We start from the raw sequence: 13128 nt of genomic DNA on the forward strand, positions 1-13128 counted from the left end.
TGACGGAGTGTATCCGCGCGGATGGGTATCCCCCTTAAATCGATTCAACCACCTCGGACAGTCTATCCCTGACCTTCGCGGCAATCTGCTTGAGTGCATCGTTATCAATAGCGGTCATGGAAGCCAACGGATCAATCGCACTGACTTCAACCCCCTCGGAAACTTCACGAAGAATGACGTTGCAGGGCAGCATGGCCCCTACTTGGGGCTCCACGCCGATGGCTTCCCAGGCCATGCCGGGATTACAGGCTCCAAGAATTCGGTACGCAGGCATTTCCTTATCCAGCTTTTTCTTCATCGTGGCCTTGACGTCGATTTCCGTCAGCACCCCGAAGCCGTGATCGGCAAGCGCCTTGCGCGTGCGCTGATCGATGTCCTCGACATCCGCATGCTTGATCACTCGGTTGATCGTGTAAGACATGGTCATCTCCAATGATTCAGGGGGATCACTCAATCCACCGCCACCCAGTACTGAAGACTGAACCAGCCCCTCTCGTCCTCCCAGGTGCGATGGACATCGAAACCGGTTTCAGCGGCCAGGGACTGCAGCGCAACGTGCGTGTACTTGTGACTGTACTCGGTGATGATGGGCTCATCGGTGGCAAAGTGGAAAGCTTGGCCGGCCAGATGCACGGCCTGGGGACAACGGCTGACCAGATGCATCTCGATGCGTCCCGCGTCTGCGTTCCACACCGCCCGGTGCTTGAAGTTGCCGATATTGAAATCCGCGCCCAGCTCCCGGTTGGCACGCCCCAGCAGGTTGAGGTTGAAGGCGGCGGTGACACCCTGAGCGTCATCGTAGGCAGGAATGAGCACCTCGGATGGCTTTTGCAGATCCACCCCCAGCAACAACGCGCCCCCATGACCGACCACCCGACGCAGGGTACGCAGCAACTCCCGTGCCTCTTCAGGGGTGAAATTGCCCAGCGTGGAGCCAGGAAAGAACACCACCCGGCGCCGCGCCCGCAGTCGCGGCGTGGGTAGCGAGAATGGTCGGGTGAAGTCTGCCGCCACCGGCAGAATCTCCAGTTGCGGGAACGCGGCCTCCAGAGGCCCCAGATTGGCCACCATATGCTCCAGACAGATCTCCATGGGCACATAAGCGGCGGGTTCTCTCAGGTGCTTCAGGATCAGCGGTACCTTGGTACTGCTGCCACTGCCCGGCTCCACCAGCATCATACGCGGCCCCAGGGTCCGGGCCATCTCGGCGCCGTGCTGCTCAAGGATGCGCCGTTCGGTACGCGTGGGGTAATACTCGGGCAGCTCACAGATGCGGTCGAACAGGCGCGAGCCCACTTCATCGTAGAAGTACTTGGGCGAGGTCTGCTTTGGGCGACCCGATAAGGCTGTGAGCATGTCCTGCAGGAACACTTCCCGCTCATCAACGGGAGAATGGAGGCGTTGTGCGTTTGCCGGCATCAGTCGATATCCTTGGCCAGTCGGATCCCCATGAACTGCCAGCGGTCTCCGGGATAGAAGAAATTACGGTAGGTGACCCGGGCGTGCCCCGGCGGTGTCACGCAGGAACTGCCGCGCAGCACCATCTGATTACACATGAACTTGCCGTTATATTCACCGATGGCCCCAGCAGGGGCCCGGTACCCTGGGTACTGCACGTAGGGGCTGGCGGTCCATTGCCATACGTCACCAAAACACTGGCGCAGGCCAGTGCCCTGTGCGGCATCCGGGTGAAAGGCAGAATGCGTGCCCTGCCCTGTTGGTTCGATCCCCGCCTGTTCCACGGCGACCTCCCATTCGGCTTCCGTGGGCAACCGGGCGCCGGCCCAGCGGGCAAAGGCATCGGCCTCGTAATAGCTCACGTGGCACACGGGGCGGGCCGGATCCAGCGCCTGTTCGCCCATCAGGGTGAATTCCGAGGTGTACTCCCGGCTCCAGTAAAGAGGGCGGTCCCAGCCCTGGGACTGCACGGTGGCCCAGCCGTCGGACAGCCAAAGCTCGGGAGTGCGATAACCACCATCGCGGATGAATGCCAGGTATTCACCATTGGTGATCAAGCGGTCAGCCAGACGGTGGGGTTCCAGCCATTGCCGATGTCGTGGGCGCTCATTGTCGAAAGAGAAACCGATCCCGTCAAAACCCATGTCCACCAGTTCCCGGGCGCCAGACAGAAACTCCAGGTGCGCTACGGATGCTCCCGTGGAAAGCAGGCCATCCCGGTAGGCTGGACACAGTGGATTGGCAGCCAGTACATGCTTGATATCGGTGAGGATCAGTTCCTGGTGCTGTTGCTCATGGTGCAACCCCAGCGTGACCAGCTGCGCCAACTCCGGATCGTCACCACGCTCATCCAGCAAGTTCAGCAGATGCTCATCCACATAGGCACGGTAGGCCATGATCTGGTCGACACCGGGTCGGGTGATCTGGCCGCGCTGCGGGCGAGGGTGCATCTGGCCCACCGTGTAGTAGTAGGAGTTGAACAGGTAGCCGTAACGTTCGTTGAAACGGTAATACCCCTTTGCATGGGGATGCAGGATGAAATTCTCGAAAAACCAGGTGGTGTGGGCCAGATGCCACTTGGTGGGGCTCACGTCGGCCATGGTCTGCACCGTCATGTCCTCAGCGGACAACGGTGCCGCCAGGGCAAGACTGTGATCCCGGACCGCCTGGTAACGGTGGCGCAGGGTTTGAAGGGTAACCTCTGTCTGCGTAACGTCTGGCTGGGCAATATCGGGCAGGGCACTCACGGCGGGCTCCTTACAACCATGGGTTCTGTCAATAGACGTTAAACCGTGGATTGATCTACGTCAACGACAAACCACCGCCTCCCGGTCACCCCACCCCATGAACCCTCTCAATGCCTGGCGACGATCCATGGCATCTTGATACCCCAGACGGATTAATTCACGAGTAAAGCCGGCCTCGAACAGCAGATAGGACAGCAATTCGGAACGCTCCGGATGCATGGCTCCCAGCGGGTACAGGGCCGTGCGCATCAGGCGCGGCAATTCACGCCGATAGCGAACAGCCACCGCCGCAAGGTCCTCCGACGGAGCGATCACCATCGCCTGGATCGGTCTCAGCTCTGCGCCCGCGGAGCGCAGCGTTTGTCGTCCGGTCGCACGCAGGGAGGCATTGATACGCTCCATCCGCTCCAGGTCCACGGTGAGTCCATCCAGAAAGATGCTGGACAGGGCATGCCCGGCGATTCGCCCCGGAGAGGGATACGCTTCGCCCCGCTCCCAGGGGTCCTCCTGCAGCTTCCAGGAACTGATCACCAGCACCCGATCGGCCCCCAGGTGGATCGCCGGGCTGATGGGCGAGAGGTGTCGCATGGAACCGTCGCCAAAATATTCCCGGTCAAGACGCACCGCAGGAAAGACAAAAGGAATGGCACTGGTGGCCATGAGGTGATCGATGCCCAATTGTGCCGGAATACCGATGCGCTTGGCCCGTCGCCATGGCTCAATCTCTCCCACCCCCTGGTAGAACGTGAGACTCTCGCCGGAGGCATATCCAAACGCGGACACGCTGGCGGCACGCAAATGGCCGTCAGCAATGGCCTCTTTCAGGGCCGAAAAATCCAGCGTACGGGTGAGCAGCTGCCGAAGCGGCGCGTTGTCCAGAACCGCCTGGGGCCGCCATCGCGGAAAACGTGCAGCCAGAGGGTAAAGGCTCCAGCGAAGCGCCGAAGACAGCAAGGCACCCGCATCGGCCCGGTAGACCTCATGAGCACGGAAATTCCCCCAGATGGCCTCCATGCTCTCGACCCCGGCCCTAAAATCCCTGGCGAGCACCGCCAGTACCGCGGCATTGATGCCTCCGGCCGAGACCCCGCACAGGATCGGCAACGGGGTGGGCCCCTCCGTATCGCGAAGATCTGCCATGGCCTTGAGAACACCCACCTGATAGGCGGCCCGGGCGCCCCCGCCGGTGAGGACCAAAGCACGTCGGGGCTCGACGTGGTCATATTGATCAGCGCTCTGCAAGGTGGAATGCGGTGAGATCATATTGAACGAACGGTCCATCGACATGTGCTGCCAGTAACCTGAGATCCTATTGCAGCTCGCCGGCCAAAAATACCATGGACACGGACATGTCTTTGGAACCAGGCCCGGAAGCCACACGAAGGAACCCGGCGGATCGGCCGACGCTCCAACCACGCACCGGCTGGAGATGAATTGAGGAGACCACCATGACCAAGAGCCATCCCCGGGAATCCGTCTGGGACTATCCGCGTCCACCCCGAGTGGAGCCGACGCCGCGCCACCTGAAGGTGATCCATGATGGCCAGGTTCTGGCCGAGACCCGGCAGGCCTTTCGGGTACTGGAGACATCCCACCCGCCCTGCTATTACCTGCCCCCGGACAGCGTCGACTGGTCAAATCTGGAGCCCAGCGACACAAGCACGTACTGCGAATTCAAGGGGCGGGCCCGATACTGGAACCTGCACACATCGGGCGGAACGATCCGTGACGTGTGCTGGGCCTATGAACACCCCACGGACTCACATTCTGATATTGCTGGATATATCTCCTTCTATGCAGGTCGGGTTGAGGCCTGTTACGTGGACGGTGAGCAGGTGCAGGCGCAGCAGGGAAGCTTTTACGGCGGCTGGATCACCGCCGAGATCCAGGGGCCCTTCAAGGGCGGGCCGGGCACGGTCGGATGGTAGTCATCGACTTGGGCAATATCAATGACAAACAGACTCGAGAAGTACTAGCATAACGCACATAATTCTTATTCAATAACTCAAAGCGCAGCAGCCAAGCCCGCCAACCGGCCATATCCGGTGAGCCAGCCAGGCCTTTTTCACCGATCGCTCTCCGCCCACGGGCAGGGGCGAAATGGAGAGTCTGGACCGCATGCCTCACCTGAACACGCTCAACCGCCCCTGCCCGCTTCCCATTGCCCGCCAGAAAAGCCCACTCACTGCCGTGGTGGTGGCCGGTATCATTCCCAAGATAGCCCTGCTGTTGCTGCCAGCCCTGGCCCACGCCCAGGTCGACCAGGCAACAACCGAGGCGTCCGCGGCACAACTCGACACACTCACCGTCACGGCGGGCACCCGCACCGAACGCGCCCTGGAGCGCAGTCCTGCATCGGTGGAAGTGATCACCGCCGCGGACATCCAGAACAGCGGCTCCGTGCTGCTCTCGGACATACTGCGCAATCACTCCGGGCTGTACGTGAGTGCCGATGGCACCCTGGCCTCCATCCGGGGTGCCAGCCGGGATGACACGGTGTTCCTGATCAATGGACGCCGCGTCTCGGGCGAGCCGAGTCGGCGCTATGAACTCAACCGACTCACCGCAGGGCAGATCGAGCGCATCGAGATCCTCAAGGGGCCGAGCAGTGTGCTGTACGGCTCCGACGCCCTGGGGGGCGTGATCAACATCATTACCCGCCAACCACGAAGCGGATTCGAGGCGGATGTGGACGTGCAAGCGGGGATGCGCGATGGCGGGGGCGCGGAGCGGCTATCCGCCAGCGCCAACCTGCTCGGGGGCAATGAACGCACCCAGGTCAGCGTGCTGGCCAACGCCAGCACCCGCAATGCTTACGAGAGGGGCACTTCAGCCCAGGTGGGCGTCACCGGGCAACGAACGCCGCCCTCCGGGCACGGTGGACCCACCTCGTCCGTGCGTAACATCCAAGATGTTTACCGCTTCGATGAACAGCGGCTGGACGAGGCAGACGTGTACAACCTGGGAGTAACGCTGCGCCACCAGATCACCCACACCCTGCAGGGTGAACTGGAGCTGGGCTGGATGGAGGAGAGCCGTTCCCGGGACTATGTGAACGAGGGTCGCACCGACACGAACTACTCCAGCAATCAGGGCCAGACCATTCCTGCCCTCAACATCCCCACCCGCTGGACCGACGATAACCGTCGCACGGATGTCTCCGGCACCCTGGACTGGCAGCCCGATGAACGCTTCGGACTGCGTTACAACCTCTATCAGAGCCGCTATAAAAAGGAACGCTCAGTGACCGCGATCCCCTGGCGTGACCTAGGCTTTGACAACCGCGGCCAGACGGATGCAGGTGGCAGGGATACCATCCTGACCGAGACCATCAATGACCTGCTGGCCACCTGGAGCCCGTCGGCAGAACACACTCTGGCAGCAGGTGCACAATACCGGGATGGTGATGACCGCTGGCACGGCGGCGCCTTCGTCCAGCATGAGTGGCAGGCCAGCGAACGACTGGATCTGGTATACGGCGCCCGCTACGACGAAGCCAGTGTGGGCGAGGACAGCACCACCGTGAAGGCTGGCGGCGTCTATGCCCTGACCGAAGCCACCCGCTTGCGCTTCAACTACGCCCAGGGCTTCAAGGTCCCAGAGAATCGCGACTACGAGGTCGCCCAGATCAATCCACGCGGCATGCCCATGCTCGGTGCCCAGGTATCGGACCCCAGTGTCGGCAAGACGCCTCATGACCTGAAGCCGGAACGAAGCGAAACCTGGGAACTGGGTCTCCTGGGACGGGTGGCAGGTGGTCGCTACGAACTCACTGCCTTTCATACCGACGTTCGCGACCGGGTGGAGCGGGTACGTGAACGGCCCCAGGACACGGAATACATCACCTTCCGCAACGTGGGTGAGGCTCGCATCCGTGGCCTGGAGGCCCTGTTGTCCCTGCCCGTGACCCACTCGGTGTACGCCGATCTCACTGGCACCTGGGTGGACGCGGAGAATCGCAACACCGGGAGAACCCTTTCCAGCAGCCCGGACATCACCGCCGTGGCCGGCCTCACCTGGGCACCCGATGACAGGCAATTCTGGCAGTTGCGGGTGCGTCACGTGGGCCAGCGTTATCTGGATGCCGACAACACCGAGCGGGACAGCAATTACACCGTGGCTGACCTGACCGCCAGCTTCCAGCCCCGACAATGGGACAACCTGGAACTCTATGGCGGCATCGACAACCTGTTCGACGCCAACAATGACAGCAGCCTGCTGGCCGACCCCGGCCGGTTTTACCGCGTGGGACTGCGCTACTCCCTACGATGAAACTCCTCTTCCCTGAACACCCTGGCAGACCCATTCAATGACAAGAGCACACTCATCCCGACCCCGGTTTTCGGGCCTTTTTCTCCTGTTGATCATGGCTTTACTTGCGACCAGCCCGGCGCAGGCGGATTCCGGGGTATCGCGGACCGCCCTGCATCTGTGCGATGACGACCGCGAGCATCTGCTCGGTCACATGCGGGAGTTTCTGGAGATCTCCAACGGTATTCTCGCCTCCGCACTGGAGGGTGATCATGAACGCATCGCCACCCTGGCCGAGGATTTCCGCCCCACCTCGGCCATGCTGGAACGCATGAAGTTGCTGGCGCAAGCCTATGAGGAAGAGGGTCGCCCCCATCGGACAAACCAGCGGGAGCTGAGGCGGTTCGAGCGCATGGCGGCCAATCTGTCCCCGGATTTCGTGGGGATGTACCGGGCCATGCGCCTGGGATTCGACGACATTGCCGAGCAATCCCGGCAGGGTGCCCCCAGTCAGGAGATCATGCATCGCCTGGTGAACGTGCAGAACGTGTGCATCGCCTGCCATCGACAGTTTGAGTTCGTACCCATGGAGTGTCGCTAAGCCATCCACGAGCCCCTACCCGGACAAGAGTCCGGGTTTGCCAGCAATATATTAGCAATTTATAATATATAAATATTAACCCATACACCCAAGGAACCCTCCATGCTCAAACGCGACCTCAACGAGTCGTACCATCCCCTCTTCTTCCTGGCAGCCCTGGGGGCAGGCGGTCTGGCCGTTTCGTTCTTCATGTACCCCATGTTTCTGGTGGAACGCCCCCAGCCCTCCATGGCCACCTTCAACCACCTGTGGCCCATCCTCACTGGCCCGGTCACGCCCGCATCGGTCGGACTGGCACTGGTGCTGGTAGCCGTGGTTCTCCTGGCTGCCCTGCACTTCCGGCTGCTGGCCTGGAACATCCGCGAATACCGCCAGTTCCGCCGGACCCCGGCGTTCGCCCAGTTGCTCAGTAGCAACAGCGAGATCTCCCTGATGGCCATTCCGCTGACCCTGGCCATGTCCATCAACATGATGTTCGTGCTGGGCGCCCTGTTCGTGCCCAATCTCTGGTCGGTGGTGGAATACCTGTTCCCGCTGGCGCTACTGGCCTTCATGGCGGTAGGCGTGTATGCCCTGAAGATCCTGACCACCTACTTTGCCCGCGTGCTCACCGAGGGCAACGTGGATTTCTCGTCCAATAACAGTCTGTCGCCGATGATTGCCATTTTCGCCCTGGCCATGATCGCCGTAGGCCTGGCGGCACCGGCCATGATGAGCCAGATCCAGGCCACAGCCATTACCGCCCTTCTGCTATCCATGTTCTTTTTCACTGCGGCCATCCTGCTGTCGGTCATCAAGCTGGTACACGGCTTCCAGGCCATGATGGTCAAGGGCATCAATGTGGCAGCGAGCCCCAGCCTGTGGATCATCATCCCCATCCTCACCCTGCTGGGCATTACCTGGATCCGCCTGTCCTATGGCCTGCAGCAGGGGTTTGATCAGTCGGTCAACTACAGCTCTCTGCTGATCCTGGGTGCCGCCATCCTGTCCGCACAGATACTCTTCGGGCTGATCGGCTATGCGGTAATGCAGCGTCTGGGCTATTTCCGCGATTACTCGCGGGGCACTCAGGGCAATGCAGGCACCTTCACCCTGATCTGCCCTGGCGTGGCGTTTTTCGTCTTCGGCATGTTCTTCATTCATCTGGGGCTGATCAACAGCGGCGTGCTGCAGGCGGGCAGCTGGGCACATCTTCTGGTCATGCTCCCGTTCATCGCCGTGCAGCTCAAGACTCTTGAAGTGATGTGGCGCATCAAGCGCAACATCCTTGATGCACCCGGGGATTTGAAAGCGGCGCGGACCACTGGAAGTTAAGCCCACGCCGCCCACTACAGAATCCTCAAAGACTCAGTGACCCCTTTGCGAAAGGGACATCAGAATCGATAACTTGCCATCATTCTGATGTCCCTCCCCGCCTCCGCCAAAGCTTCGTCACCCCCGATGGTTGTCTGCTCGCTATATTCCTTGTCGAATAGGTTACGAACAGCCAGTGACAGGGTCAGGGCAGGTGTCTGGCGAGGATACCAACTGGCTTGTACGTGATGCAGCGTATAGCCCGATCGATCAAGGTTACCGTCACGCAAGCCCGCCTGCGCAATCAATGTATATCCGATATCCGTCGTCTCACTGGCCTGCCAGGCATGATCCCAAGCGAGACGATCACCGGTATTGCTGCCAACCCGCCTGATCGTATCGACACGATCCCCCTGCTCGTCCACCAGTTTTGCACGCGTGTATGAGAGTGTGGTTCGATAACGATGCGTGCTCCATCGGGCTTTCATTTCCCATCCCTTTGATGTGACGCGATCATCATTGTAAAAACCCGTCACTGGCTGGCCGCGGCGTCCACCGGTTTGCACGATCAGGTTATCGATATCATTCTGAAAATAGGTGATGGAGGCATCGAAGCGGTCATGCTGTGCCATCACATCATTGCCCCGGTATCGCAGTCCCAGCTCTCGCTGACGTGATCGCTCTGGTGCCAGAGATTTCCCGAATCTGCGCTTGCCTGGCTCCGCGTTGAATTCGGGCTCATCCACAGCCGATGCGAGCCAGCCGATAGGGATCACACCACTGCTTCGAACCGCCTCGCCATAGCCTGCAAAAGTCGACCACCCCATGCCCAGGTCCACTTCAATACCGGCATTCGGCGATATCTCGTTTCCGGTCACTTGCACGGCACCATAATCGCTCTCGTAACGATCGAGACGTGCCCCTCCCGAGAGGGTGAACCGGCCAACTGCTGCGCTCTCTTGAACAAAGATCCCGAAATGACTCACCTCGCTATGCTGACCGTCCCGCGCCCCTTGGCTGACCACCTTACCGTCTTCCCGATAATGGTCCATGCCCAGGACAAGATCATGCGTCCATTGCCCCAAGGAAAATGGCGAGGCATTTTTTATCTCAAGGCCCTTGCCCTGACTGATGGTCTCAGTGTTCCGGTCTTCATTGATCAGGTTCAATTCATTACTGAATAGGGTAACCCCCGTATTCAACAGTGGACGATCCACCGGATCAAAGCCGTAGTTCAGAACATAGGCATCCCGCCGGTGGATCTGCTGCTCCAGTGGGGCTTCTGGATCATAGGCAAGATCACCGCGTCCCCATCGATACTCACCGCGATTCTCGCTGCGCTCTGCGCTCAAGCGCACGGAGTGCGCATCTTGATCCAGCATGCTGAACTTCATGAAGTAATGGCGATCCCGACCACCGGTACCATGGATTTTACGACCATCTCCCGATTCATAGTCCCCGCGGTTCACCCCTTTAACATGCGCTAGCAGTCCACCCTGCTCTCCCAGTCGGGTATAGGCGGTCAACGCACCATGATCCGAACGGTTAGCTGAGTGATAACGGGTCCTGACGGTGGAGCCGGTGTCCTGATCCATCTCCAGCAAATCCTGAGCATCCACCGTCTCGAAGCGGATGGCGCCACCGAGTGCGCCGGAGCCTCTATCCGCCCCCACTCCGGTGAGGACTTCCACCTGTTTGAGGAGGTCCGGATCCAGGGAACCGACCCCACCATGATGTTGAAACAGGCTTCGGCCCTGCACCGCACCGTCGATGGTGATATTGAGATTATTGCCATCGACCCCACGGAAATACAGGCGCTGGGCACTGCGGGCGCCGCCACCCACGGTCACTGAGGTTTGATCCTTGAATATATCAGACACCGTGGCGGCAAGATTACGTTGCAGCTGCTCTACAGGAACCCCCTGACCAATGACCGGGGTGGTGCCCTCCACGCTGATGGGTTGCAGCTCCATGGAGGACTTTCCCCCCTCCGCCTGGGCGCCACTGGAAAAAAGCATATACAGGGCAGCACTGACGGCCGCAGTCAGACGTTTATTCATCATAATGGGACTCATTTCGTTTATTATTAACGACGAAATGATAATCGTTGTTTTCAGGGTGAGTCATGCGCTCACCGTGGAACACACTGTTCATGAAATGGAACGCAATGAGCGACTACGAAGCATTACGTGCCCTGGTGGCGCTGCGTGACCATGGTCAACTGACTGCGGCAGCTCAGGCTCTCAACAGGCCCAAATCGACGCTGAGTCGTCGGCTGGCCACGCTTGAAGAAGACCTGGGTCTGAGACTCACGAAACAGGGAGGTGGCAAGCTCTGCCTGTCTGCAATCGGGCAGTGTTATGCAGAGTATGGCCAGAGAATCCTGGATCTGGCCGACGAGGCTCGCGAGACGGCTGCCGCATTATCCCGCGACACGAACCACGCGCTCCACGTCTGGGTGAGCCATGAGATGGCATGGGGCTGGGCAACCTGGGTCTTGAACGACTTTCTCACCCATCATCCAGCCTGCTCATTGGAGGTTCACACCCTACCACCCGGGACACCTCCTCCTCCTGGAGAAGTGGACGTCTGCGTAACCTGTGCCCCGTTCGACACTTCGGGCCTCACACGCCGATATCTGGGTCGTTGGTGTTGTGGGGTGTACACATCCGCAACACCGGAAAACCGGTGCTGCGACTTGCATGAACCCGGGGAAATCGCACAATGTTCATGGATCGAACTGACAGGACAAGCGACGGATATCAACCTGCAGCATCATGCGACTCGTGAGATCGCTCGAGTCGCACCGCGGGCCAGGCTGAAAGTAAGCACGATACAGACCCTGGCAGATGGCATCTCGAAAGGTTATGGCCTGGGGATTTTGCCCCACTGGGTAGCCGAGTGTCCCCGGCATGGCATCATGCCCGGTCGTTTGTCGCGCATCCTGCCGGAATGGGAGCCAAAGCCCACCGATCTGCACATCCTGTTCAAATCCGGCTTGAGATCGGCGTCGGTAGATTCGTTGATCGAGCACATTATAGACCGCCTGCCCTCACGCTGGCGTCTGTAACCTGCAACAGCCCCCTTGAATCGCCGCTACGATGGCGACTGGAGAATCCCCCCATGTATCTCATCGATCGTATGGTGGAAGCCCGTATCGAGGAAGCCGAGCGACGTGGTGATTTCCAGAACCTGCCAAGCGCGGGAAAGCCGCTGAATCTGGAAGACGACTCTATGGTGCCTGAGGAGTTGCGCACTGCCTATCGGCTGCTTCGCAACAGTGGCTTCATCCCCGAGGAGGTACGTTTGCGCAAGGAAATACACGAGGTGGAAGATCTGCTGGCGGCTGCCAAGGATCAGTCGCTCAAGGATCAGCATTCGAAGCGTCTACGGCTATTAATGGACCGGCTGGGTCAGGAACGGGGCATGAAACCAGTCCTGAGCGCGGACTACTTCGATCAGGTCTGCCAGCGTCTTGAGCGGCGTTGACGACTACATCCAGCTGCAATAAAGTATCTACTTAAGTAGATACACCCAGCCCTGGAGATTCCCATGCAAAGCGAGATCAAACGCTGGGGTAACAGCGCCGCTGTGCGGCTTTCCAGCAAGATTCTGGCGCAGGCCAGGCTGGATGTCTCCAGCCCGGTCACCATTCACGTTAAAGCCGGCAAGATCGTGATAGAGGCTGCCGACAAACCTCCCCGCAAGGTCAATCTTCCCTTTTCGGAGGCGGATCTTCTGAAAGGGCTGGATGCCCATGGCGCTCATGCGGATGAACTGGCTTCCCCTTCGGCGACCGAAACGGGAGATTGATCATTTGCGCATCTTAACGTGGAAGAGCCCAGGTTCAGCTACGGAAGCTCCCTTCTCCCCCTCGGGGGGAGAAGGGCTGGGGATGAGGGGGTAAGGGAGGCGCTGTGCCAGTCCTCGCCCCTCACCCCAACCCCTCTCCCCTCAGGGGAGAGGGGCCTGGATCGTATCTTTCATCATCGGGGGTGCTGCGCGCCCGGCGGCATGACAGTTAGGTGGCGGGCACGCTGTCCACAGATCCTGTGGATATCTTTGTGGACAGCGTGTCGGAAAACCTCGAAAAGCCTGGCCTGACGGGCATTGCCGTCAGATTGGTCAAAAAATCGCCACCCCAGGCTAACTCAATAATTTATATAGATTTATTCTGAATGTCCTCCATGGGCGATTTCCCCTTGACAGAAAACCGGGCAATCGACTAAGCCCCAGCCCGCCTGTGCACAAACACACGCTGCATGGGAGTCAGTTCCA

12 protein-coding genes are annotated in these 13128 nt (G+C 59.9%); 7 read left to right on the forward strand and 5 right to left on the reverse strand.

What is annotated here, in order from left to right; all coding sequences use genetic code 11:
• Positions 1-34: 34 nt before the first annotated feature.
• From LPW29_RS11080 to LPW29_RS11095, 4 genes are read right to left on the reverse strand one after another with little or no spacing between them, the layout of a single operon-like run.
• Positions 35-421, reverse strand: coding sequence for a DUF302 domain-containing protein (locus LPW29_RS11080; protein WP_090255123.1), 387 nt, complete (start codon positions 419-421; stop codon positions 35-37).
• 29 nt (positions 422-450) lie between these two features.
• A complete protein-coding gene (gene egtD, locus LPW29_RS11085; protein ID WP_238628056.1) occupies positions 451-1419 on the reverse strand; it encodes an L-histidine N(alpha)-methyltransferase in 969 nt (322 codons plus the stop codon).
• The gene (gene egtB, locus LPW29_RS11090; RefSeq protein ID WP_238628057.1) at positions 1419-2705 is read right to left on the reverse strand and encodes an ergothioneine biosynthesis protein EgtB; all 1287 of its coding nucleotides are present in this window, start codon (positions 2703-2705) and stop codon (positions 1419-1421) included. The genes egtD and egtB overlap by 1 nt, the downstream gene beginning before the upstream one ends.
• A gap of 60 nt (positions 2706-2765) precedes the next feature.
• Entirely contained in the window at positions 2766-3992 is a 1227-nt protein-coding gene (locus tag LPW29_RS11095; protein ID WP_238628058.1) for a patatin-like phospholipase family protein, read from the reverse strand.
• A 161-nt stretch (positions 3993-4153) separates the two neighbouring features.
• Here LPW29_RS11095 and LPW29_RS11100 point away from each other — a divergent pair, with 161 nt between their 5' ends.
• The 4 genes from LPW29_RS11100 to LPW29_RS11115 all read left to right on the forward strand — a co-directional run bounded on the left by LPW29_RS11100 (position 4154) and on the right by LPW29_RS11115 (position 8871).
• Positions 4154-4633, forward strand: a complete 480-nt coding sequence (locus LPW29_RS11100) for a DUF427 domain-containing protein (RefSeq protein ID WP_238628059.1) — start codon at positions 4154-4156, stop codon at positions 4631-4633.
• Between the two features lie 190 nt (positions 4634-4823).
• On the forward strand, positions 4824-6977 hold the full coding sequence (locus tag LPW29_RS11105; RefSeq protein WP_238628060.1) for a TonB-dependent receptor plug domain-containing protein: 2154 nt from the start codon (positions 4824-4826) through the stop codon (positions 6975-6977).
• 94 nt (positions 6978-7071) lie between these two features.
• The gene (locus LPW29_RS11110) at positions 7072-7557 is read left to right on the forward strand and encodes a hypothetical protein (protein ID WP_238628061.1); all 486 of its coding nucleotides are present in this window, start codon (positions 7072-7074) and stop codon (positions 7555-7557) included.
• A gap of 102 nt (positions 7558-7659) precedes the next feature.
• Entirely contained in the window at positions 7660-8871 is a 1212-nt protein-coding gene (locus tag LPW29_RS11115) for a TsoY family (seleno)protein (RefSeq protein WP_238628062.1), read from the forward strand.
• Positions 8872-8930: 59 nt separating this feature from the next.
• On the opposite strand, the gene LPW29_RS11120 is transcribed toward LPW29_RS11115, so the two are convergent.
• Positions 8931-10910, reverse strand: a complete 1980-nt coding sequence (locus LPW29_RS11120; RefSeq protein WP_238628063.1) for a TonB-dependent receptor domain-containing protein — start codon at positions 10908-10910, stop codon at positions 8931-8933.
• A gap of 92 nt (positions 10911-11002) precedes the next feature.
• On the opposite strand from LPW29_RS11120, the gene LPW29_RS11125 reads away from it, so the two are divergent.
• From LPW29_RS11125 to LPW29_RS11135, 3 genes are all read left to right on the forward strand, one after another.
• Complete coding sequence (locus LPW29_RS11125; RefSeq protein WP_238628064.1) at positions 11003-11920, forward strand: LysR family transcriptional regulator; 918 nt, start codon at positions 11003-11005, stop codon at positions 11918-11920.
• A gap of 53 nt (positions 11921-11973) precedes the next feature.
• Complete coding sequence (locus tag LPW29_RS11130) at positions 11974-12339, forward strand: DnaJ family domain-containing protein (protein WP_238628065.1); 366 nt, start codon at positions 11974-11976, stop codon at positions 12337-12339.
• A 63-nt stretch (positions 12340-12402) separates the two neighbouring features.
• The gene (locus LPW29_RS11135) at positions 12403-12663 is read left to right on the forward strand and encodes an AbrB/MazE/SpoVT family DNA-binding domain-containing protein (RefSeq protein WP_238628066.1); all 261 of its coding nucleotides are present in this window, start codon (positions 12403-12405) and stop codon (positions 12661-12663) included.
• Positions 12664-13128: the final 465 nt, after the last annotated feature.

It is taken from the genome of Ectothiorhodospira sp. 9100 (assembly GCF_022227565.1).
In the GTDB taxonomy this organism is placed as follows: Bacteria; Pseudomonadota; Gammaproteobacteria; order Ectothiorhodospirales; family Ectothiorhodospiraceae; genus Ectothiorhodospira; species Ectothiorhodospira marina.